The organism is Mesorhizobium sp. CA15 (assembly GCF_020165215.1).
Taxonomy (GTDB): Bacteria; Pseudomonadota; Alphaproteobacteria; order Rhizobiales; family Rhizobiaceae; genus Mesorhizobium.
This window is the reverse complement of sequence record NZ_JAIUHQ010000001.1, coordinates 517,816-541,572: the sequence shown is the minus strand read 5'-3', so window position 1 is coordinate 541,572 and position 23,757 is coordinate 517,816. Positions and strand designations below refer to the sequence as shown.

Genomic DNA, 23,757 nt, shown 5'->3' with positions numbered 1-23,757 from the left:
AACATGGCTACAGGCAAGTCCGTGAAGCCTGTCGTGATCCTGGGCGTGTTCGTCGCCGACACCGCCTATCGCGCCGACCGCCAGCCGCGCCTGGGTGAGACGATCCTCGGCAATTCCTTCAAACTTGGACCGGGCGGCAAGGGCTCGAACCAGGCGGTGGCGGCAGGCAAGCTCGGCGCCGACATCACTTTCCTGACCAGGCTCGGCGTCGATGCCTTCGCCGATATGGCGAAACGGACCTGGAAGGATGCAGGCGTGAAAAGCGCCGTCATCGATACGCCGGACAGCTATACGGGCGCAGCCTATATTTTCGTCGAGGAAGGCACCGGCAACAACGCCATCATCGTCAGTCCGGGCGCGGCAATGCTGATCTCTCCGGCTGACATCGAGGCGCATGCCGGGCTCATCCGTTCCGCCGGCGTCTTCGTCACCCAGCTCGAACAGCCGATCGATGCGGCCTTGAGGGCGCTGGAAATCGCGCGCGGGGCAGAGGTGACGACCATTCTCAATCCCGCGCCGGCCGCCAGCCTGCCGGACCGCATCTACACGCTCTGCGACTATGTCACGCCCAACGAGACCGAGGCAGAAGGGTTGACCGGCATCAATGTCTCCTCGATCGACGACGCCCGCCGCGCCGCCGACGCGTTGCTCGCCAAGGGCGTTGGCGCCGTCATCGTGACGCTCGGCGAGAAGGGCGCTTTGCTCCACACCAAGAACCGGTCGGAGCATGTCGACGCGGTCAATGCCGGTCCGGTGATCGAGACGACGGGAGCGGGTGACGCGTTCAACGGCGGTCTCGCGGCCGCCCTGGCAAAAGGCGTCGAGCCGCTGGAGGCCGTGCGCTTTGCCTGCGCGGTCGCCGGCATCTCGGTGACCCGCCCCGGCACTGCGCCTTCCATGCCGACATCGCAGGAGGTCGAGGCGCTGCTCGCCAGGGCCTGAGACCTCCCGCCTTCCATTTTTTGCGGCTTTTTAGCGGCCCCTTATTGCGGAACGCAACTGAGGCGAGCGCGTTCATCGTCCTGTCTGCGCGCCGATTTGGAACGGTAGGATGAAAAAGCCTTACGAAAAGCCCACGCTGGTAAAGCGCCAGAAGCTCACCGAACGGACGGCCCAGATCGTCGCTTCCGGGGTTGTGCTGGGCGAATGATTCCGAGGGGGCAGCGCTAAAGAATCCTGCTGGTCAGCTCCAGCATCGTCGTTGCGCCTTGCTCGCTGCCGGGCACATGCACGACACGAAGCACACGAAGGTCCCTGCTCGACTCTCCGACCGGTATCGACACGCTTTCGCCAACCCGCGGCAATTCCTGGAAGGCGAGCTCGTCGACATCCCTCTCATCGTCGATGGAAATCCGGCATCTCACAGCCATCTTATCTCTCCCGTCTTTTCGCCCGTTGGCTGAACGGGACAAGATTGGAATGGTTCCGGGATCAAGGATCTCAGACGGCAAATCTGCTGCGGCATTCGCGCGGAGGCCCCTTCAACGCTTTGAATTGACGCCTGAAATTTGCCAACGTTAGATACCGACCAGCTCTGCGACGACGACAATCGGCCGGTCTTCTTCAGCCAGGAGGGCGCGGGCCTCCCCGAAGCGCAGTCGCGCCGCATATTCGCAGGAGCAATCAATTCTCGGGAAGCGGCAACGGCCTGTCGCTCAAGGTCCGTAGGTAAGCGATCAAGTTTGCTCGCTGGTTCTCGTCTCGCAGGCCCGGGAAAATCATGTCTGTTCCAGGCAAAGCGAAAGCCGGGTTTGAGATGAAGGAATTGAGATCTTCAAAGGTCCATGTGCCGCCAGCTTCCCTTAGAGCCGACGAATACTGGACGTCGCTTTGTGCTGCTTTTGGCCGCCCTACCACGCCCCAGAGATTGACGCGTTTGGGAATCTTGCGATCCGGCGCTGAAAGATGACAGGCTCCGCACGTTTCGTCGAAAATTCTTTTGCCCGATTCGGCGTTTGCCGATGCAAGTCGCGCCGAAATAGGCGCGATGGGCGGTTGTCCCGCGCCGTGAGCGCGCAAGTAAGCCACGACGTCTTCGTGACCGCTAAGCTTGGCCAAATGTATGGGTGGGTTTCCATTCGACGTCAGCGCGTTGACGTCTGCTCCCGCATCCACAAGATGGACCACGCAATGAAGACAGCCTTTCTCGGCAGCCACGTGCAGCGGGGTTTGCGATTTCGCCACCTGATTTGGATCGGCGCCGTTATCGAGCAGCAGCTTCACGACGTCAGAATAGCCACCCTTGTTGGCCGCGTAGAGTGGCGTTCTTTGCCAGCTGACGGGCATGTTAACGTCCGCCCCACGATCGATCAGAAGTTTTGCTATTTCCACATTCCCGCCCTCGCAGGCGATATAGAGCGCCGTAACACCGTCAACTTCGTTGACAGCAGCGCCTTTATCCAAGGCAGAAGCCACCCCCGAGAGATCGCCATGTTTGACAAGATCGCCCAGGCTGCTTGCCTGGGCGGGCAGGTTTAAAAGCCAAAGAACCCACAAAGCCGCTATCACCCACTTGCTTGGCCTGACCATCGTGTCCTCCCTGTGTTGTGGGCCCTCCATCTGCGAGCAGAATCAATCGGTAGTTCCAGCGTTGGCCCGCGTGCAATCACGCCTCGGGTCGACATCACTGCCGGGAAAGCGCGGAACGTTGGCTCGCATTACGGCACCTGCGAAAATAAATTTTAGCAGATGCTGATATAAAGACCAAGGAGAGACGGCGAAGCACTCTCATTCGGCTGCCTGCAAGATGCGCCGACACGGTCCGACGCTTCCCCCAAGTGTCAGGAGAGCCACTTCAGAAAATATACCTGTGTCAGGAAGTTAAATGGCGCGAGTGACGGGGCTCGAACCCGCGACCTCCGGCGTGACAGGCCGGCACTCTAACCGACTGAGCTACACCCGCGCACTTGACGAGCACGTGTCAGGCGTGTTCGTCGCTGGGGCGGTGGATAAGGGGTTCGCCTGCGGGTGTCAAGCGCGGCATTCAAGCATTACAGCAATCAGGAGAAGGTTTTTTGACAGCGGCGCCGAGGCTGGGGAAATCCGCGCCCCGACGGGTGCGCCGTCTGTTCATTTAGCCTTGCGAATGCGGCCCTAACTGCTTAAAGGTCCGCGCTCAAGCGGGCGATTAGCTCAGTTGGTAGAGCGCTTCGTTTACACCGAAGATGTCGGCGGTTCGAGCCCGTCATCGCCCACCATATAACCCTCTGTTTAGATTGAACAAACCCATTTGTTGCCGCCTTGTATCCGTTGACCAACGCCGGGCTAGCAACTGACTAGCAACTGATCCACGGCGGCAGCGGCGCCGTTCCGTGCTGCGGTTCGCCCGTGGCGCAGGAGGAAGGAAAGTAGCTGCTGGCGTTTGCGGCGCAGGCCGTCGGCTGCGGCTTCGCGGGCACGCACCAGATCGCGCACAGCCTCGTGGACCACGTCCGGGCACCCCACACCCCGATCAGCTCGCCCGCCCGATGTCGGGCCAGCATGACGGCGTCCCCGGTCGCTTCGGGATCAGGGCCGGCGCAACCACCATGCAGTCGTGACCAAGATCGCGGACCTGCCGGCACAACCCATATAACTCGTTGGCCCAGCCTTGAAGCATGCGTGCAGTCGATCATACTTTTTCCCAGCTTCTTGATCGTCCGCTCTATCGCCGCCGGACTATTCTCGACCTCGCCGACGAACCGGACCTCGCCAGTGCGTCCGCCCTCCGCGATCACCACCGCGTGCTTCTTGGCTCCATCAAACGCAACAAATGCTTCGCTTTACTCTCCCATGGCTCGCCCTCCGTGCGGGAGGATCGGCTCGGCCCATCCGAGCAACCCTGGTGTTTTAATCGCACGAAAGGGCGGGCCACCGATCTCCTCCTCGGAACATGACGTCCAGCGGCCGAGGTGCTGCTCTCTGCTAAAGCTGAGCTGACCGGTGCATCCAGGCATGGAGCGAGCGCGCAAAAACCGACTAGGTTAGGGCCCCGATCCGCCTGTAGTGACATCCGAAATCAGAAACCGGAAGATCCCGCGAAGCTCAGTTGGGCAAGTTGCTGTGAGTCCAGTGCCGCGCCCCACGGCCAGTGAACCGTTGTTTTGTAGGCCCAGGTGGGCTGGAAGGGCGTGTAACGCTCCCGGTAGCCCCGCTTTGCTCGGGTGGAGCAGGGCGAGCCTGTATGAAGGTGATCTGAGCCCCAGCCCGCTTCGACCTGGTGGTGAATACTCCACGCCGAAGTAAATAGGACTAGACACGCAGCTCGAAGCGACTATTGTTGGTGAACTGCGCCCGCGACAACGGGGGGGAGCATGTTTGGCCGGGCCTTCGTCAGGTTATGTGTCCTCGCGCTGCTGTTGCAGGCCCAATTCATATCCTATTCCGCAATCGCCAGTGATGTTCCGGACAATGGCGCAACCTTGGCCGCAAGATCTCGATCGACGGCGGAGATTGTCCTCGATCATGCCAATCCCACGGCACGGGCCTTCGGTCTTGAGCTAACGCTTCCACCGGGTTTTAACGGCCGCGATTCAGTTCGAGTGCAAGTTGGCTGTTACGCAGCTGAAGATACACCAACCCTGGCGCTTGATGCGAAGGCTTACTCCGAGGACAACAGGTTAGTAAACACTACCGACAAACGGGAATTCGGTTGTAGCTCGTATCAGGTCAACATAGCTGACTCCGTCAATCAGCCAGCGTCAGTGCAGATTGACGCAGATACCCATTCTCCTGCGCAGGCTGGCATTGCCATCAGTGTCCCGAACAATTTGCCGGCCAGCAACGAGGAGATGACCGCCCCGGCTGTATTTATCTTCAATCCGGTCCATGGAAATTGGACGAGCGTAAGGCCGTTCCGGGCAGCCGAGCCTGATCCTAAACGGACTTACGCCACATTGATCGAGCAACGACAGAGGATAATTTCGGGAGTCATCGTTCTACCCGGTAAGCTGACGGCAGAGCCCGCAAAAAGTGCTCCGTCGACGATCTCTGAGCCGCTCGCGCAACTAAAGCCCACCACAGGTTATCTATCCTTGGGTGACATCGCTCCTGACTCGAAGGGAGCATATACCCAAAAACTCCCACTCTATTTGCGGCCGTCGCGTGGACCTGGCCCTAGTATTTCTGTCGTTTACAGTTCAAGCGGTGCAGCTGGTGTTCTGGGGCGGGGGTGGGATCTCAAGGTCAGTTCGATCTCGGTTCGCGGTCCTGCTCCGATCTATCATCCAGATTTTGAAACCGAGGATTACTCACTGGATGGCCAAGACCTCATTGCGGTAGACTCGCGAGGTAACGACATTCCGTCTCTTTATAAAGGCGGACCCATCATCGCACGCGTCAAAGGCGAGCGAGTCTTTCGCTTACGCAACAATTCGGCGGGATTGATTGTTCGCCGGTTTGGCGATGGTCCGAATAGTTACCGCTGGTTGGTCTGGGATCCCCACTCGAAACGGACGAGATTGTATGGCGGACACCGCGATCCGAACCCTTCCTCGAATGAATCTGGATTTGAGCTCCCGACCCTGAACGGTGACGGGAATGGTTTGCTTAGAGGAGTGGTTTCCTTTGGTGGCCCTAGAAGCCGAACGCAAACTGTCATTGGCGAATGGGGTTTAACGCAAGAATATGATAATCAGCCGGCCAAGAGCGGATCCTGGTATGTCTACGGCAGCGCGGATGAACCCTGCGAACCAAGCTTGGGAGAAGGATGCAGCCCCGCTCTGCGGCTGGAAGAAGTCGTTTACAATTTAACTTTTGGTCAGAGTTTAGACCAGACTGCCGACGCTGGGGTAACGCTCGTCGAGCTTCAATGGGATAAGCGCTATAGACGGTCCCCTGAGAACCAGGAAAAGAAGAAGATTGATACGGCGCGATTTAACACGGATGGTCGTCTTGGATTTGTTCGTGCTTATGAGTATTGGTTAAGTCAAATTGACGTTCGCTATACTATAGTGCATGATCAATTGACATATCCGTATACATCTGCTTTTCCGCAAGATATATTTGAGAAAAAATTTGAGAAGGTATTTAGCAAGCACTCGTTCGTTCTGTCCGACGGATCTGATGAATGCACAGATTTTGACATATTGTTAACAAGCTATGTTGTGGAACCGTCCGAAGCTTATGATCTAAACACGTCACTGTCTCCAAAGTCGCAGACATTCGGGTTCCAGTACGAGGGTCAAGATCACTGCAAAAAAGCCTGGGAGCCTCCTCAGCAAGTCACATTTGAGGGTGCACCTGACAAGGCTCCGGCCACTAATCTCGGATTTCCAGCAGACGCTTTGGAGCGCGTGGGACTAGGGAGCCTCGCTGAAGCTTCAATACTCGGAACAGGTCAATCCGACGAAACCGGCGCTTCGCTCTACATGGGTGTTGGGCCAATCGGAGATGTCTTCGAGAAACCAATCTCAGGGGGGATCAAGGGCGGAACCTTGCAGACAAGGAGTGAAGTCGGCTCGACCTTAGTCGACGTCACCGGCGACGGTATCAGCGATATTGTCTTTCGATCGAATAATGGGTTTAGATATTGCGCCGGCGAACGTCACGGGACAGAGGTCGCGTATCCTTCCGCGCGTTGTGGTGATGTGTTCGGGATCCCGGATTTGGGAGTTTCGAGCAGCTCTGTGAATAGTGCGGGAGCCGAGCTTTACGCTTTTAACGCATTCGTTGGCGTCGGTTACAACGAATCCTCAAACGATACGTATGTCTATTTTACCGATCGCGACGGAGACGGGCTCGCTGACCTGATCGCCTATGGAAAGATATACTATGGATTAGGTGAAGACGCCGACAAAAAGAGCGTCAGATTTTCTCCTGACAAAGCATTGACGCCGCCGCTTCCCGCGCGGCTGACGCCGCAGGCTTCAGCCCCGGCAGCGCCCGGGATCTTGGGGCAAGTGTCTCTCGATCTAAGTCAGCGAGTTCCGGAGGATTTGGAGGACACGGTAGCCAAAGCGGGGCGGAAGCTTGAGAACACCACCCGCAAGCTCGATGAACTCGATTATAGCCAGACGACTATCCTTTGGGAGGCGCCGCTCGATGGACGGGTCAAGCTATCAGGTTCGTTGGTCCTTTATCCAGGCAGTCGAGACTTTCCTACGCTCAAAGCTGATGCCGATCGGCTCGGTCAGTACTATTATGATTGCAGCCCACGCCCGTATGCCCGGGCTTGTTATGATGCCTACGCATATCCCTATGAACCGCACTATGTTGAACAGGAAGGTGATATACATTTTATTGATACGCCTAAAGCGTATGTCCAAATTTCGCTGTCACCAAGGCAGCCTGGCAAACAGGTGGTCGTCTGCGCCGAGGCGGAAATCGCCGTAGGGCATCCCGTCGATCTAGGTGCGCTTGCGATAATGCCGGTGTGCAGGGGAGCGTCCTCTGCAGCCGGATCGGACATGACCGTCCGCTCCCGAGATGCTCTCTTTATCACGTATAGTGTCGATCCGGACTCCACCGCTCGGCTAAGGCCATCGGCAAACGTCAAATATGTTTGGGTCGACAATGATTACGCCTTCAATTTCACAACTGGCAGTCAGCCAGATACGATTTCGCCGCTACTCAAATGTGGATGGGCCGACCAAGGCTCCGCTGCGTTTCAGGGGAAATGCCTTCTTAGATCGCAGTCGCGTTACACCTACGATCTCGAGACCGGAGGGCTGACATCCACGGCTGGCAGGGTTGTTGAACTGAAATCCGGTTCAGATCGCGTTTTCAATGGGGAATTCGAGATACCAACCTCGATAACTCAAGATTACGACGTCTACTACGAAGTCTTTGTCTCTGAAGATCTTCACGATACAACACTTCCATCCGAGTTTCCGCTGGTGTTTCGTCAGTCGATTTCAGACGCTTGTCGCGCGGCCGGCGATCTATGCGTTGTGGAAATTCGTCCTCGTTGTGCAACCGACAGTCCTCGCGGAAGTTGCCAGAATTTCTACAAGAAGGATGCTCCTGCCGCCAGGCTGACGTCACGGATTTCTGTCCAGCATAAAGGTATGAATGGTTACGAAGTAAGAAATATCAGTTCTCGGCTCAACAGGCTCAGGTGGGTGACGCCCCCTCATATCAAGTCCGTTTTTACAGAGGGTGGAAATGCGAGTCCGGGTATTCCAAAGCAGCCAGGGGACGCAGGCGATGCCTCCGCTTACCGCAGCGTCGTCTATCTGCCCGTTACTCTGGGTGATGACGATATTGAATACGGTCGCGTAGAAAACGGACTCTTTCCAGAACCAAATCCGGACTTAAACGAGGCGTCTGGATTCGCTGATAAAATCGACTACAGCACGATATTGAAGGCGGAACACGATAACGTCAAAGTGGCCCGCGCGCGTCAAACCAGCCAACTTTGTGGATATGTACTCGAGCTTATAGACTTTCTCGACGATCGGTACGCTGCCGAATACTCACCATTCGCAGGCAATTATAGTTCGTACTGGAAGAAGGAGCAGGCTATATATGCCGAACCTTGTAGAATATCTGAAGAGTATTTGCGAACTCTGCATTTCACCACGCCTGACTCACCTGATTTTAGCTATAGAGAGCGCTTGAACCTACCGCACCTCTTGAGGAATCTTCCGCCGGCCGAGCAGATTTCAAGTGCGGAGACGCTGCTCGACCGCGCCTTTAAGAACCTCAAATTGCCAGGCGACCTGCTCACGGATGAGCCAACAGTGACCCGCCGCGGGTACAGGCTGCCAGCAAAGGTCAACCCCGAAGGCTGTGACATTCTCAGTTCTGGCGCACAACCAGTCGACCAGCCGATTTTTGGAGCTGAGTCTGCTTGCAAATACAGGATGCTTGTAAATTTTGCGATGACGTTGAAGGCTGGGCAGATAGACGCTCTCCTGTCGCAGTTAAGCAATAGCCCGCGCCCTGCCTTCAATCTACAACTAACGGCAACAGTTAACGGAACCCCTATTCTTTTCAATGAGCTTTCAGGGGAGGCGGCGGGCAATGTTGGGTGCCACGATGCCCCGAAAAATACGTGTATAGGAAATTATGGATCCTTTGACCAGCTTAAAGGTCACCTTTATCCCGACTTAAACGGTGACATGTTCCAGAGGGTTGTCACGAACCGAAGAACTGGCAGAGCAGTCGCCTTCTCAGATGACGTCATGGACTTGCGCCATGGTGGATGGTGTATAGCTTCAGGGAAGCGCTACTTAGGCGATGCTGCCATGGAGGTCAAGCAGGATTGTTCGCTGCTCGATGCGATGAAGTATGTGAAAAAAGATCAGGCGGAAATAGGATATCAGATACTTGAGAACAATCAATTCGTAGGCAGAAACAGGGTAATAGAGTTCGAGGCAAGCCCGCTGGATATTTTGGAGCTTCATCTCGAGCTTTCTCCCGTAACTCAAACAGTCACCATCGGGTCGACGACCGTTCGTGGCAATTTCTCCGTGTTTGACGTTGATGCGTCGTTATCGCAGGAGATCGGGATAAAGAAGGGCAGGCATCTTATCCCGCGATCCCCGTTTGACTTGGTATCGGAGACCAGCGTGGCGGCGGATTGCCCGGCCCCGATTTTCAACGACCCACTTCACCCGCGGCCGAATCCAGAGAGGCTGCTCCCGGTCAACTGCCGTCCGTGGACTAAGCTGGGTTGGACGGAAATCCTATTCGGTGCGCAATATCGCACGCTCAGCGATGCGCACAACACCATCGACCAACGTTCTTTTTCTATTCTACGGCGCCGAGATATTCTGCGGCTTAATCCCGAAATCGAAGTCAAGTCCAATTCGTATAGGCTTCAATTCGAGAAAGGCAGCTACCTTCCGATTGCCGAAGACATTTGGTTGCAGCGCGGGCAGAAAATTGCGGAGGAGACTGCTAAGGGCGTATCGGCGGCATCCAATCCATTGATCCCCTCGACGCCCATCACGCCACCTTCGTTGGTTCTAGCGGAAATTGAGCGTACGCCGAATGTGGCAAAGGTCGGCGCCGACTGGGGGTTCTTTGCCTCGAGGCATGGGAAGGACGGCAGGATCCAAAAACCCGTCGGGTACGATGACATTCGGTATGGTGTCCTCATGCCTGATCGGCCGCTAAACGAGCCCGAGAAGACGTTCGATGGCGCACTTGCCGCATGCGGTGGTGGGCATGATCCAGGCGCTAAGGGTTTTCAAGATTGCAAGATCGGCCTTGGCGCTCAAGGAGAGGCGGTCTTGGGGCTTCGGGCGGTGAATGTCATTCCCCTCGTCCATCAATTCCACGGACCAGTTTCAGATCCAAGGGTAGGTGCCGCAGTTCCATCGCACTTGCCCACCGGCGCATCGGAATGCATGGACCCCGTGCCAGTGGCGATGACAAGCTGCTGGAAGGGGCAAGACGATTCGATATTCTTGGAACGAAAAATCAATGGCCGGGTCGGAGCGTCACAGTCGCCCATTAATTCCGTTTCCGCCCTCGTAGGCTTCGAAGATCCGCCGATCTCGCGGTTCAAGAGCGAATATGATGTGCTTTGTAAGTTATTGTCCAATGACGATAGCCTGCCGCCCGACGTCTGCGCCGGTCACCGGCTCTTGAGCATTGCGGCGGGACCAGTTGTTCACGGTGTGCCCCCTGGGGATGCTATTCTGCCAAACTTCCCCAATCGACCGGCTCCGCCATCCAAGGATCGCGCCATTCAGGTATTTGCCCCAGTTCAGGGTAGTGAAAGCAGAACGATTTCAATAAATGGCGGTGTTGCATTTGTGAACGCCGATAAAAGTTGGACGACAAAGGAGACCAAGCAGCTCTTTATGGATGTGAACGGCGACGGCTATCCCGATGCGATATCAAATGGCGTTGCCGATCTGACATCGCCCGTAGGTATGTCGCGTAAGGATTGGTGGCGCTTCTTCAGGGTTGATGCAGAGGCGCCTGGGCTGAGCGGGGAATTGGTGGCTGGCGGGCTTAGCCAATCGAATAAGTCTGAAAGCAGCGGCGCCGGGATAGGGCTATCACCATACACCTTTGCGAGAGCCGAGACAAAAGGCACACACACGGCTGTGACGGGTTCGACCGATGGATCGGTCGAACCGAGTTTTGACTTGAGCTTCGATCAAGGTCATGTGGATAACTTTAACGATCTGAAGGATTTCAATGGGGACGGTATCGCCGACGAATTCAACGCGGCTGATCCGGAGATATCAACCGGCATTTCAGTTTCTCTGAGTAATGGAAACAGGCTCGGGGACAAGGAGGACTCCTCCGCGCCAGATGTAAATCACCCGAACCTGCAGGGATTTAAATTTCAAAACAAATTCGACACCAGCCATGGTGCAGGGTTTGGAGTGAGACTCGGCTATGCTTATGCGTCTGGAAGTGTCCTAGCAGGAATGGGTATATCCCATCGCGACAGCGCTTCGGAGGGCGCGTTGATGGACTTTAACGGCGACGGGCGTGTCGATGTGGTTTTGCCCGCTACTAAGGATGGAGCCAACTATCTTACGGTCTTTCCCAACCTAGGAAACGGGTACGGACCTGCGAGGCTGTACAAGATTGATGGATGGCAGAATTCCGAGACAGGTGCCTCGGAAACGACCCAGCTCGACTCGGATGTGGCTTTCACTTTTGGGGTCGATATTCCAATCATATTCATCAAGATTGTTTGGACTCCGAGCGTCAAATTCGCGAATGATCAGACACGCGAACTGATCCAGATCCGTGATATGGATGGCGATGGCGCACCAGATATTGCGACAGTCAGCGGAAGATTTCGGTCGGCAGACGAAAACGGGATTCCAACGCTCAGCCGCTTTGGATCTGTTCAAACTCGTGTCCACCATAACCCTGATGCTCGATATCATCTTTTGTCAGGAATTACGGAACCGGGAGGAACCCGCTACTACTTGAGTTACGGGCTCTTCGGCAACACAGGTCCGGAGCACGGTACGGCCGTCTGGGCGCTGACAAGCGTCGGTCGATATGATGGATATGAGCCTGCGAAGGCTGCCCCCATGGGCAAGCTTGCTCTGGACGGCCAAGATATTGATTTGAGGCTCTATACCTACAGCGGTGGCTATTTCAATCGCGCCGAGCGGCAGTTCTACGGCTTTTCCGAACGTACGATGACCAGGTATGGATGCGATCTGGCCTTTGATAGTCCCACGGAAAGCAAGGGATGCCTGAACGTCCTTGCGATGCAAGACCCGCCAACCGAGTCATCCCTGGTCGGAACCGCTTACCGCAAGCTGCAGGTGATCAAGCAAGAATACTCCAACCGGGACTATCTTACCCAGGGACTGCTTCTTTCGGAAACAGATCGTGGATTTGAATCCGCGCCCCAGGTCACCAACCAATTCCTGTCAGACGAATCTGTTGCTCCGCAGCTCGTAAGCCGGAGCATGCTTGGCTACTCGATCGATGATCTCGCGTCTCTCTCGCCCGCGCCGAAGGGAGATGGTCAATGTGTGCTTCCGAGCTTAGAGCCGGGAAGCGCGGTCGGATGGGTCGCCAACAAAGCCGATGATCCAAGCTCGCTCCAAACGACAACCTCGCAGCTCTCGACACAGTGGAACGGAGCGGAGTTCCACGACAACGGTGTCGTGCTCGGTAAGAATTCGATTTGCGGGGAGGGCGTCGCAGGATGCGCCGCTTTGCTGAAGACAAAAATCTGCCAGGAGGGATTTGTACGCGAGCAAACCGCCTTCTGGGGGCAGCAATCGGGCTCTGTCCGGCAAAGGTTTAGTCTTCTTCAAACGTTTGGTGATGGCGAGCAAGATGAAAACGCGCCTCATCTGACATCTGCGGTCGGTTTTGATCATGACCAGTGGGGCCAGATTCTTCGGTTCGACAGCGTCGGTGAGACTCTAAAGAGTGCAGACGAAGGCACTCCCATTTCCTCGTCCTCGGTGCATGCAAAGATCGATTATTCGCAGCGCCAAGGCCCGAATTCACGTCTTGGAACATCCGAGGAATTGAGGGCCCTGGGCTATCCGATGCTCGACCTTCCGGAGAGCATCGAGATTTATTCGGGACCATGGGCGGATCCAGGCAAGGACACCATGCCTGGAGAGCCACTTCGCGCACGTGAGGCGCTATATGCGAATGACGGCACCGCTAACCTAACGGACATCTGCCTCTACCCGGGCGGAGACGGATTCTTATTTCGTCGTGATCTCCACATCTGCCAGACCTACAAGGTATCCATGCAAAAGGCCTTGCAGGACGGCTATAGCACACTTGAGACCGCGCTTCGGAGCACCTACGCGAACACGACCGGTTTACCCAAGGGGGTCGATCGTTTCAATGCTATCATCCACCATCACCTGGCAGGCTATGATGCGTTTGGCAATCTGACCCACGCTGTTTCGCCGCTGTCGGAGGGTAAGGAATGGATCGAGCGGCGGTTCGACTATTCCGTCGATCCATTCCTCATGTCGCCAACAACGACCGAGCTCACTCGATGCGTGGAGGATGTGCCGGGTGCTGGAACCGACAGTCCCCGTTTGAGACAAGCGGAGAAGTCGCGATGCACCTATGGACTCGACGCCCTTAACAGTGTCGTTGTCCGAAAGCCAATTACACATTTCTCCGACAGCCGCATCGATCCTCATCTTGGTGTGGTGGCTGAGTCGCAGGACATCAATGGAAATTCCCTCTTGTACGACTATGACCGATGGGGCCGGCTGCGCCTGATGGCCCGCTCATGGGGTGAGGCGCCGCGCGAACAGAAGACGTTTGAGAAGCTTTTGGAGACCGCGCTCAAGAAAACGCTTTCAGCTCTTCGCAATCCGAGTGCCCCGGTTGACGTAAACGAGTGGAAGATTCTGTCCCTCGCAGACTATGGCAAGACAAGCGAGGGCCTGCTCCGCAGCAGTGTAAGGCGGTTTGAGCCGTCAGATAGCTACAGCGGCTTCGTGCCAGGCCACAGTTCAACCCGTGAAACGGCTGCGATTTCGGACGGACTCGGGCACCTCGTCCAGAGCATTCAAGAAGCGGACGTCTGTGAGGCGGCGCTGAATTCGATCATTGACGGTGCCAATCCCGGTCCACGTGCCGACCTCGCTCACCGTTGCGAAGGCGTAGCGACCGGAATGGTGACCCCCGGAACGGCGACCGATGTTCTCGGCCGGGCGTTGCAGACATTTGAGCCCTACGCAGCGATCACACACTCTGCCCCACACGCAAGTGACTTGAGATTCACCGCGTTGGAGTATCGGCCAAGCGACCGCAGCGCAATTTCGAGCACAACTTACGACGCTGCGGGACGCCCGATCAAAGTCGAGAACCGGCTCTCCAAGGCTGAGGACGTTGGCGACGGCCAAATCCGACTGATCGCGACTTCGCAGTATCATTATCGTGTTCTCCCGGAAACCGATGATCGCGGTACGCGCTTTGAATCGTTGAGCCTGTCGCCACGATGCGCGGCCAACTCAATCTGGGCGGATGCGCGCGGCCAAACGACTGACGTGTTTGAAAACCAAGACAAGTTTTACGGAATGATTCCGACACCACCTCAGCCTTCGGCCCGATACGGCCGCGACTACGAGCATTCGCTAGGCAAATGCTTTCCTATCGAAACGGCCAAGATGCAATGGGATGAGGACGTTAAAAGCTTGGCTCGGGTTTCCTACTTATATGATCCACTTCAGCAGCTTACCAAGGTGGACTATCCGCTCGACGGAACCGACCGCGCTCACATAGAGGCAAGCTATGATGATTTCGGCCGCATGACCGAGATGCGCGAGGCAAATGCCGGGTGCGTGCAGTACCGCTATGACGGGCTGCAGAACCTGATGTCGGAAATCGCTTCTAAATACCAGCCCAATGCGAAGAAACCGTGCGAAGCGGCTTCGAAGGTGCGAAATGAAAAGAGCTACCGCTATTCGGCTGAGCGCTTGCTCGAGATGTCCTATCGATCCCTGGAAGAGCGCGGCGGGGCCAAAGATCAGGCCGATAGAGCCCGTTTTTTCTACGACCGGTTTCCCTATTCGGTTAGGCACGGTGAGCTCATTGAGGCTCTGAAGTTCGTGCCGAATGATCTCGCCAATGAGCGGTTCGTGGATCAAACAGGCCTTAATTGTCAGAATTGCATTGGCCAGGTGGCTATCGTGGCCGATCGGACGGGGGCCAGCAGCCGGACATACAATGAATGGGGTCTTCCCAGCCGTGAGCTGCGCTCGATCGTCGGTCCGGTGCGGAACGTCAAACAGAGTGATGGAGGGAGCGAGACCTACCTGCCTGAGATCGGCTTCTACGAACAGGACAACTCTTACACCTCGTTCGGCGATCTAAGTCAGCAGGAGTTTGGCGAGCGCGCCCCGATGAATCCTTCGCTGGACTGCCTGAAGGCGGGGATCGAGACATGCCTTGCCCACTTCACGTTGGGCCGACGATACGGACCGGACGGCACAATTGCCCAGCTTCTCTACAACAGCAAACCGCTGATCAATTCCGCGCATGACGCGCTGAGCCGTCCCGCAGTGCGCTGGACGGCAGATGGAACCGTCACCGGCTTCGCCTATGACGACAAAGATCTTCGCATGGACCAACTGGCCACGATCACAGCCGGCAAGGAAGCCGAGAAGTTTGTGCCGGTGCAGGTCAATGGATATCAATATGATGGCGGGGGAAATGTTCTTGGATACGCCAACAGCGCTCTTCCCCGCGAAGATCCCCACGAAGATTATGAAAGTGTTTTTGATTTCACCTACGATCCCGTAAACCGGCTCACCAGCTTTGACGCCAAGGTTCGGAAGGGGACGGCACGCCTGGAAGGCACGGGAAACTATGCGTACGATGCCGGGAATCGTATCAAGAGCCAAGGACTTACGATTGCTGGCATCCCGGGCGAAGTTTTCAAGCGGCACTGGGACTACCACTATAACGACGTGCCTCACGACGACGTGCTCGGCAAAGGCCCTGTTCACGCGCCGGCCTCCATCGAATTTGCAATCAACAGTCAAGCGCCGCGAACAAGCCTGTTCGCCTATGACGACATCGGCCGCATGACGCGGATCGAAACCGGGGAACCCGGCAAAGAAATGGTATTGGGCGTTCTCTCCAATCGGGGCCTGATATGGGACGCCGAAGGCAGGCTGACCGGAGTTCGCGGCGCAATTGATGGAGCAATCAAAGACAATGCGGAATGGCTTCGCGAGGACTATGTCTACGATTATGGTGGCAACCGTGTTCTGAAAATTCATAGGCCTCTCGCGCCGAAGAAACACGAGGGAACTGCTTCAGATGATGCCAAACAGGTGGAAGAGGGTGAGGCCGTCACCATCTACATGACGCCCTACTATGCCCGAGGTATGGACGGTCATGGGGCGGTGCAGATAGCGGAAGGCAACCTGCCTAAGGTAAGCCTATCACTCCCAGCTGACCAAAGCGAAGATCCAGTTGCCACCTATCTGTATTCGGATCTGGCGGTGGGCTCGGTCTCGGCCAGCGTTACGGCATTTGGCGAAGTGGACGATGCCAATTCGACTGTTGTCGGCCGGCGTGAGTACGGGCCCTATGGCCTGGAGCTCACTGCTGATGGTCTCGCGAAAACCGGACGCGATGGTGTGGCGCCGTTGTCCGTGTTCCACGGCAAAGAACTGGACCGAGTTACCGGCTTCTCGTCATTTGGCGCCCGATCTTACAGCCGAGATCTCGGGTTGTGGCTAAGCCCTGATCCAATCCTGCGCGACTACCTCGCGGGACTGCCAAATGGGGGTGTTTATGAGATGTCGAATATAGCGCCATACTCTTTCGCCGCGGACAGTCCGGTTCTTGTCCAAGACGCCACTGGCTTGAGCCCATGCGGACCCAATCAGATTTGTGCGGCGCCAGATACGTTCTGGAACAGGCACCCAACGCTCGGAAAGCTGATTGGCGATCGCGTAGCAATCTACAACTATCATGGCGACCTTGCCTTCAACCCTCTGACGAACCGTGCACTCTTGCCGCGCGAAGAGCAGAACGAGCAACTGCTTCACCTGCTGCTTTCTGTGGTGACGTTTGCCGCGCCGGAAGCTTTGATGGCATCAACTACTGCGCGGGGCGTAGAAGCGACCGCCACGGCTGAGAAAGGGATAACCGCAGCAATTGATGCCAACAGGCTGCATCATATATTTGGGGACGTTGGCCATAATTTGGGACCTCTCGTTCAGCAGCTTGGGTCGGAGGAAGCCGCCTTTACGGCGATTAAGTCCGCAACTGAAACGGCCGTAAAGGCCCGAAGTCTTACTGGAGTGTTTGAAACAATTGTGGATGTAGCGGGTGCGCAAATAACTGTCCGGGGAGCAGTCGTCGAAGGCGCCGTGAAGATTGGAACAGCCTTCATACCGCCGCCACTATAAGGTGCACAAATGCCACTGAACGCTCTTGAATCAGCTGTATTGCAAAAAATGTTGGATGGGGATCATCCTGTTCTACGTGCCCTGCGCAATCAGTTGGGAAAATTATCTGTCGAGAGTCGAAAGTATACGGGCTCTGGATTTTTTGTAAGCCTCTTAGTTGAGAATGGTGTTCCTCCCGTCAACATCCCAAGAAATCACGTCAGATTTGGCGACGTTCACGCAACTATTGATGGTCTTGCCTATGGTGCAGGATTTATATTATCTATTGATCACGGATATATGAGAGTTCTCGAAGGGTATTCTTATGAGGAATCTTGGCCAGAAAATGTTGCACATTTTTCGTTGAAATATATCAATGACGATCGACAGGCTGAACTTAGCAAGTTTGACTGACGTGGTGAATGTTAAAATGAATCATTTCGACGTTTCGTAAGGTTAATCCCAGCAGGTTTCATGAGGAGATGGCATAAGTGTTGCATATAGACCGAGATGATCTGGATCTCGCAAGGCGAGGACTATCGCTCACTAGGATATCTTCAAATTATCTCTTGAAATGCTGTGGTCTGCGCAATTCTAGGCTAGCATGGTAGGTGGAGATATGGGCGCTATGAGCTCAACAAAGATTTCAGGTGGCGCCATCGGCTCCAACGCGGTCGCCTGCTTCGGCTCGGCTCTTATTGCGATAGTTGGGATCTGTTTGATCATGGGGATTGCCCATGCGCAAACCGCGTCTCGCAACGGGACGGAGGTCGTTTTCGACCTTTCGCACCCTATTCCCAACCCCATCGACTTCAATTGGTTCACCCCGGGAACTAAACGCGAGCATGGCGCCCAGCAAGCTATGTGGGAGCCACTGTTTCTGCTCGATGAGCAGACTGGCACGCTCGAGCCCTGGCTGGGTCTCGAAATTCGGGCCAATGCTACCCAGAACGAGTGGACCCTCAAGCTCAGGAAGGACGTGTTCTGGTCCGATAAGCAGCCGTTCAATGCCGATGACGTGGTCTTCACCGCGAATCTGGCCATCAACCACGATGACCTGCCAGCAGCGGAGGCTGCGACCTTCCGCGCCGAAGTGGAAAGCGTTCAAAAGGTTGACGACCTGACCGTCACCTTCAAGCTGAGAAAACCCAACCCTCGCTTCGCCATCGAAAATTTTGGCGGCGCCATGTTCAGTTCCTTCCTCATCATGCCGCAGCACATTTGGAAGGATGCAAAAGATCCAAAGGCTTTCACGTTCTTCAAAGCGGATAAAGCCGGCAAACTCCTGCAGCCTATCGGCACCGGGCCCTATGTTTTGAAAACCATAGATGACAAGGAGGCAGTCTGGCAAAGGAACGACGATTGGTGGGGGGTAAAAGCGAAGTTCTTGTCGCTGCCCGAGCCGAAGGAACTCATTTGGCGCTACAGTCCGGACGCGGTGAGCAGCTATCAGGCAATCAAAGGCAACGATATCGATGCAGGACGTGAGCTTTCGCCCGATGACTTCGCTGCGCTTAAAGCCGACAACCCCAAGGTCATCGGCTGGGACGCCGCAAAGGCTTGGAACGATCCGTGCGCCCGACAGCTCGAAATCAACCTCGATTACCACATCGGCAATCCCGGTTCATACTGGAACGACCAGAAACTACGACAGGCCCTTTCGCTGCTCATCGATCGACAGGAAATCGCCGATGTTGCCTACAAGGGTGCCACGGTCCCCTCGCAAACGATGTTTCTCGAGAACGGTGCCATGGGCTCGATAATCAAGGCGGTCGTGGACGACCATAGCGGGTTGTCGCCGAGAGCAGATATTCCAAAGGCCCAGGCTCTGATTGAGGCGGAGGGGTTCGCGAAAGGTGCCAACGGCATTTACAAGAAGGGCTCGGACGAACTCAGCCTTGCCATCAATGTGAATGGAGATTTGGACCAGGATGTGAAGTCAGTTCAGGTTCTGGTGGCACAACTGAAGGCGGCCGGCATTGCCGCTCGTGCTGTGCCGGTGACGACTGCGGAACTGTGGGGCAAGGTTATACCCCCAGGTAACTATGAGGCTGTCTATAGCTGGCTTTCATGCGGCTCGATCACTGAACCGTGGACATCGATGAGCCGCTATACCAAGGACAAGTACGTCGCCTTAGGGTACCGCAGTCCTGGTTTCAGCAACACCGGCCGATGGAATACTGCGGGCACAGCGGCCTATACGACGATCATCGACGAGATCGGTACAATGCCTCTTGAAATCGAGCAGCCGGCCGGCGCAGGCGGAACCAAGCTGGTGGCGAACCCGGACATTCCGAAGCGAGTGGTCGACGCCTACAAGATCCTCAATGATGAGATGCCATTCATTCCCCTCGTGCAGTCAGCGAAAATCATCCCTTTCAACACGACCTATTGGACGGGGTGGCCAACGATGAGTGACAACTATGCCCCACCGATGCACTCCTGGAGTCGCGCCCAATTGATCATTCATCGTCTGAAGAAAGCTCATTAGCGATTGCCACCTATCTCAGTTGAAGGATGGAAATAGATGTCCGTGACAGCTAGAGGGTGCGTTGGCGTTTTTGCGGCGCTCATCTCTGGAGCGGCGGCCATTTCTGTGCCCGGAAGTCAAAGTCTGGCTGGCCCGGCATGTGCCGATTACACGACCTACCCGACTGGGGGGCCAATCCCGCGTGAACTGAACCTGAATGGGTTTGTTGCGAGAGATATAGACGAGCCTTCGAAGTCACACATTGGGGTAGGGAAAGGGTTATATGTATCAGGGGACGGAATAGTCATCGTATTGCCGTTTGATGCCAAGGAGACAACGCTCAAGGCAAGAGGGAGCTGCGGCCCGTTTGAAGTTGTTGGGCTATCGTTTGCGGGGGCAAGCGCGGGACATTTGACAGTTGACTATAGTACGCAGCCACCATCGGACTACACACTCGTTGGACCGGAAATCCGCAAAATCATAGTGTTGGGTAGCTGTGGAGAGGGAGTGGTCGCCTCGATCTGCGCTATCCCTCGTTGATACCCTCTTTGAATTTGGTCACATAATCGCTTCGAATATTCCGATACCAAAGCGGTTCCGCGGGCCAAAGCCAGATCTTCTTTAGCGCATCGCCAGGAAAGGTGTCCTGGTAATTCTTCCTAAAGGTTGGAGACGCATGTGCTTCGAATCCGGCCACTACAGGATTGTATCCAGCGCCATCTGCAACCTGTGCCGCGACTTCCGGCGTCGTCAGATAGTTGATGAATTCGTAAGCCTGCTCAATGTTTCTGGCAGCCGTCGTGAGAGCAAGGCCATCGACCCATGCAAGGGCGCCTTCCTTGGGCGACGTGAAGTTCACAGGTTGTCCGGCATTTTTGACCGAAAGCGACGGCCTATCCGAGGTCTGGCCAATCCATACGTCGTTCTCGATCAGCCCTGACTTGGTCATCTCGCTTGAATTACAGAATTGCTTGATCCAGACCTTATGACTGATCGCAAAGTCGAGGATTGGGTCCCACACTTTTCGAAAACTAGCCTCATCGACATACCCGTCGAGCATCCGACCTGAAGGCATCTGTCCGGTGTCATCCCACCACAAACCTATCCCGAGCAGCATTGAATGCGCTCGGCCCTGTAGATGGCCTTTGACGCCTTCCTCCCACAATGATCCGTAGCTAAGGTTGCCCAGATTTCCGCTGTAAAGGTCGGTGCGATAGGAGATGGCCTCGGTACCCCAACAATGGGGAACGTGATAAAGTTCACCGTCCCAAGTCCACAAATTCTTGGAGCCTTCAAATATCGAAGGGATCAGAGCGGAAAGGCTGTTTAGCCTGCTGGTGTCGAATGGCGCCAGGAGGTTCAGGTCCTTGAATTCCGGTGCACGATTTCGCGTCGGCTGACAAAGGTCGTAGCTTTCGTTCCGGGTGGGCTGCAATTTATAGATTTGCTCTTCATTCTGGGAAAACGGAAACTGATTTATCTTGATTCCGGTTGTTCGTTCGAAGTTTGGAATAATGGGATCAGGAAATTGGTCTGCCCACAGCAGAACGTTCAACTCACCGGACGATGAGAAAGCGTTTCTCACATACGCGGGCGCGCCAAGGCTTATCGCACTTAAGCCGGCAACTGACTTTAGCAGCTTGCGTCGTGAAAGACGGGGTGCACGGCTTTGTTGAGTGGCCGGCGATTTGGTCGTCTTCATAGGAAGAGGTCCTTCATCGAGGTAAGTTCCAAAGAGCCGAGGCTGCAGTCCCAAATAGCCGCTGGAATCTAACGCGAATCGCCTGCAAATAGTAGGCTCCAAATGGCTGCCCGCTAGGCTCATTCCTCTTAATGCGCGTCGCAGTTCTTTTGTTGCATAGGTCGACTCGCGCTGGTCACAGAGTGACGGAATTAGCAGTCGACTCCTTAAACCGCCGCTAGTTCTCAAACACCAATTCAGGATTGAGACTTGTGATATAGGTGGTCGATTGGACGTGGTTTTAGATCATAAGCGACGACCGTTCGAGGGCCGCTGTTTGGCTTGAAAATAGGATTTAATGCCTATAATCTGGGGTTGTCCCATCTCTGGAGCGCAACCTAAATGTCTGGTCGTCAAGCCAAGGTCGTCACCGATTCAATGCTGCGCAAAATGCTGGCGCATACGCGCAAATCTTCCCGCCCCATGCGGGACCGGGTGATTGTCTTGCTCTCCTGTAAGGCTGGCTTGAGGGCTTGCGAAATAGCCGGGTTGGAATGGTCCATGCTCCTCGATCCCAAGGGGAGGATTGGGAACCTGGTGGTGATCGAGGATCGTATCGCGAAACGTCAGTCTGGACGTCGAATTCCGCTTCATCCCAGCCTGAAGGGCGCATTGTCTCTGTTGAAAGAGGAGGAGGGGAGCGACGGCCCGGTGATTCGTTCAAGCCGCGGGGGCGCCATGAGGCCCAACAGCATCGTCAATTGGTTTGTCGAACTCTATCGAGAACTGAGCTTCGAAGGGTGTTCGTCCCACTCGGGGCGTCGGACCTTCATAACGACGGCAGCGCGGTCAGCGCACTGCGCGGGAGGTTGCCTTCGCGACGTTCAGCTCCTCGCCGGACACCGGTCTCTGTCGATGACTCAGACCTACATCGACGGCGACACCGATGCCCAACGCCGCATCGTTTCCATGATCTGAGACGAGGCCATGTCTGACCAAGACGAAGTGGCTGGTAGACGGATTTCGCGCGCGCGGATTTTGAGGATGCCGATCGGCAAGAAGATCTTGGCGCCTTTCAATCAAGGGGATCTGAATAGCCTCTGTGGGATGTATTGCGTGATGAACGCCGTCCGATTTCTTTACCCGGAGTTGGGACGTGAGAAGTCAATTGGCCTTTTCCAAGTCCTGTCTGAAAGCCTGACGACAAACTCAGTGACAGCCCACGAGACGGTCGGGTTGGGAATTGAAATTCCGACTGTCCATGCCCTCGTCGAGGCTGCCTGCGCCTACCTCCAGGAGGTACTCGAAACGTCGATAATCGCTGCGACCTTGACGTCGAAAATCCGTCGGTTCGACGATCTGTGGGCGACGTTGAGTGAGGGCCTGGGCGGCCATCAAGTTGCCATTATCGGTCTCTCCGGTCGCCACGATCATTGGACGGTTGCCTATCGAATGACCGCAAGAACGATCCGGTTGTTCGACTCCGACTCTATGAAGGTTTTGCAGCGCGCCCGATGTTCACTCCGCAATCCGAGAGTTCCTTACCAGATTGATCCGGACGAGATCATTCTCATTCGAAGGGGAGGGGGTAATGGTAGTAAAATCTAGTAGAAATCCGGGTGATCGCGCCATCGGTGTGAAATGTCACTTTTACACTGAGACTATGGCTCCGGAGTGTGGACGGAATTCCAATAGGGCAGGAAGTGGTCGGTGACCCTCGAGGAGTACCTGATCTATCGGGGAAGGATTATCGAACACGATCCGGACGCGATGAAAAAAGTCGAGACGAAATCACCTCCAATAGACCCGTTGGATTTCGCCTTGAGGGTTGCATACGTCATCCTCAACAGCGGCATGAGGTGGACGGTGGCGAAGGACATCTGGAGCCGAATGAAGCCATCACTCGTTGAAATGGGGGAGGTGGGAGATTCGTTTGGTCACCCAGGGAAAAAGAAATCCATCGACCTGGTGATGTCGAACCGATCGGAATACTTTGAAGGGTTTCGCGCGGCCTGGCAGCGGGGACCGGAGAAAGTGATCGAGTTTTGTCAGACCCTTCCTCATGTCGGCGACATAACGAAATATCATTTGGCCAAGAACCTGGGTGTGGACGTTGCGAAACCCGATGTCTGGTTGGAGAGGGTCGCGGCAACGTCGGGTGAGACCGTCCACGAATTGTGCGGACGATTGTCAAGACAGTCGGGAAACAGCGTCTCGACGGTCGACTACGTGATCTGGAAGGCCTGTCAACAAGGATGGTGGCGGCAGCAGAGTCAGACGAAGACGCCGGACCAGGAAAAGGGATTGCTGCGCGGAGCCGCGGAGGAGTGCTGAGGCAGTTCTGCACGGGGCAAGGCACGCGG

12 protein-coding genes and 2 tRNA genes are annotated in these 23,757 nt (G+C 55.6%); 10 read left to right on the top strand and 4 right to left on the bottom strand.

The features are described 5' to 3' along the window. Positions 1 to 3: 3 nt before the first annotated feature. Complete coding sequence (rbsK, locus tag LB515_RS02595) at positions 4 to 942, top strand: ribokinase (RefSeq protein WP_224706663.1); 939 nt, start codon at positions 4 to 6, stop codon at positions 940 to 942. Positions 943 to 1,051: 109 nt separating this feature from the next. Beyond that, complete coding sequence (locus LB515_RS02590; RefSeq protein WP_208648418.1) at positions 1,052 to 1,150, top strand: putative RiPP precursor; 99 nt, start codon at positions 1,052 to 1,054, stop codon at positions 1,148 to 1,150. 16 nt (positions 1,151 to 1,166) lie between these two features. Here the strand turns inward: LB515_RS02590 and LB515_RS02585 are convergent, their stop codons facing one another. From LB515_RS02585 to LB515_RS02575, 3 genes are all read right to left on the bottom strand, one after another. After that, the gene (locus tag LB515_RS02585) at positions 1,167 to 1,370 is read right to left on the bottom strand and encodes a hypothetical protein (RefSeq protein WP_224602593.1); all 204 of its coding nucleotides are present in this window, start codon (positions 1,368 to 1,370) and stop codon (positions 1,167 to 1,169) included. A 253-nt stretch (positions 1,371 to 1,623) separates the two neighbouring features. Next, complete coding sequence (locus LB515_RS02580; protein ID WP_224706662.1) at positions 1,624 to 2,529, bottom strand: ankyrin repeat domain-containing protein; 906 nt, start codon at positions 2,527 to 2,529, stop codon at positions 1,624 to 1,626. Positions 2,530 to 2,825: 296 nt separating this feature from the next. After that, a tRNA-Asp gene (locus LB515_RS02575) sits at positions 2,826 to 2,902 on the bottom strand. Positions 2,903 to 3,121: 219 nt separating this feature from the next. On the opposite strand from LB515_RS02575, the gene LB515_RS02570 reads away from it, so the two are divergent. The 5 genes from LB515_RS02570 to LB515_RS02550 all read left to right on the top strand — a co-directional run bounded on the left by LB515_RS02570 (position 3,122) and on the right by LB515_RS02550 (position 19,734). Then, positions 3,122 to 3,197 (top strand) — tRNA-Val (locus tag LB515_RS02570). Positions 3,198 to 3,596: 399 nt separating this feature from the next. Further along, positions 3,597 to 3,875, top strand: a complete 279-nt coding sequence (locus LB515_RS02565) for a hypothetical protein (RefSeq protein ID WP_224706661.1) — start codon at positions 3,597 to 3,599, stop codon at positions 3,873 to 3,875. Between the two features lie 417 nt (positions 3,876 to 4,292). Further along, positions 4,293 to 17,264 carry a SpvB/TcaC N-terminal domain-containing protein gene (locus tag LB515_RS02560; RefSeq protein WP_224706660.1) on the top strand — a complete coding sequence of 4,324 codons (12,972 nt, stop codon included), beginning with the start codon at positions 4,293 to 4,295 and terminating at the stop codon, positions 17,262 to 17,264. A gap of 9 nt (positions 17,265 to 17,273) precedes the next feature. After that, complete coding sequence (locus LB515_RS02555; protein ID WP_224706659.1) at positions 17,274 to 17,657, top strand: hypothetical protein; 384 nt, start codon at positions 17,274 to 17,276, stop codon at positions 17,655 to 17,657. Positions 17,658 to 17,871: 214 nt separating this feature from the next. Next, complete coding sequence (locus LB515_RS02550; RefSeq protein ID WP_224706658.1) at positions 17,872 to 19,734, top strand: ABC transporter substrate-binding protein; 1,863 nt, start codon at positions 17,872 to 17,874, stop codon at positions 19,732 to 19,734. Between the two features lie 505 nt (positions 19,735 to 20,239). Here the strand turns inward: LB515_RS02550 and LB515_RS02545 are convergent. Then, positions 20,240 to 21,415 carry an extracellular solute-binding protein gene (locus tag LB515_RS02545; protein ID WP_224706657.1) on the bottom strand — a complete coding sequence of 392 codons (1,176 nt, stop codon included), beginning with the start codon at positions 21,413 to 21,415 and terminating at the stop codon, positions 20,240 to 20,242. Positions 21,416 to 21,796: 381 nt separating this feature from the next. Here LB515_RS02545 and LB515_RS02540 point away from each other — a divergent pair, with 381 nt between their 5' ends. The 3 genes from LB515_RS02540 to LB515_RS02530 all read left to right on the top strand — a co-directional run bounded on the left by LB515_RS02540 (position 21,797) and on the right by LB515_RS02530 (position 23,728). Continuing rightward, positions 21,797 to 22,372, top strand: a complete 576-nt coding sequence (locus LB515_RS02540) for a tyrosine-type recombinase/integrase (protein ID WP_224706656.1) — start codon at positions 21,797 to 21,799, stop codon at positions 22,370 to 22,372. Between the two features lie 9 nt (positions 22,373 to 22,381). Next, positions 22,382 to 23,002 (top strand): hypothetical protein, encoded by a 621-nt coding sequence (locus LB515_RS02535; protein WP_224706655.1) that lies wholly within the window; start codon positions 22,382 to 22,384, stop codon positions 23,000 to 23,002. A gap of 102 nt (positions 23,003 to 23,104) precedes the next feature. Then, on the top strand, positions 23,105 to 23,728 hold the full coding sequence (locus LB515_RS02530; RefSeq protein WP_224706654.1) for a hypothetical protein: 624 nt from the start codon (positions 23,105 to 23,107) through the stop codon (positions 23,726 to 23,728). Positions 23,729 to 23,757 lie beyond the last annotated feature (29 nt).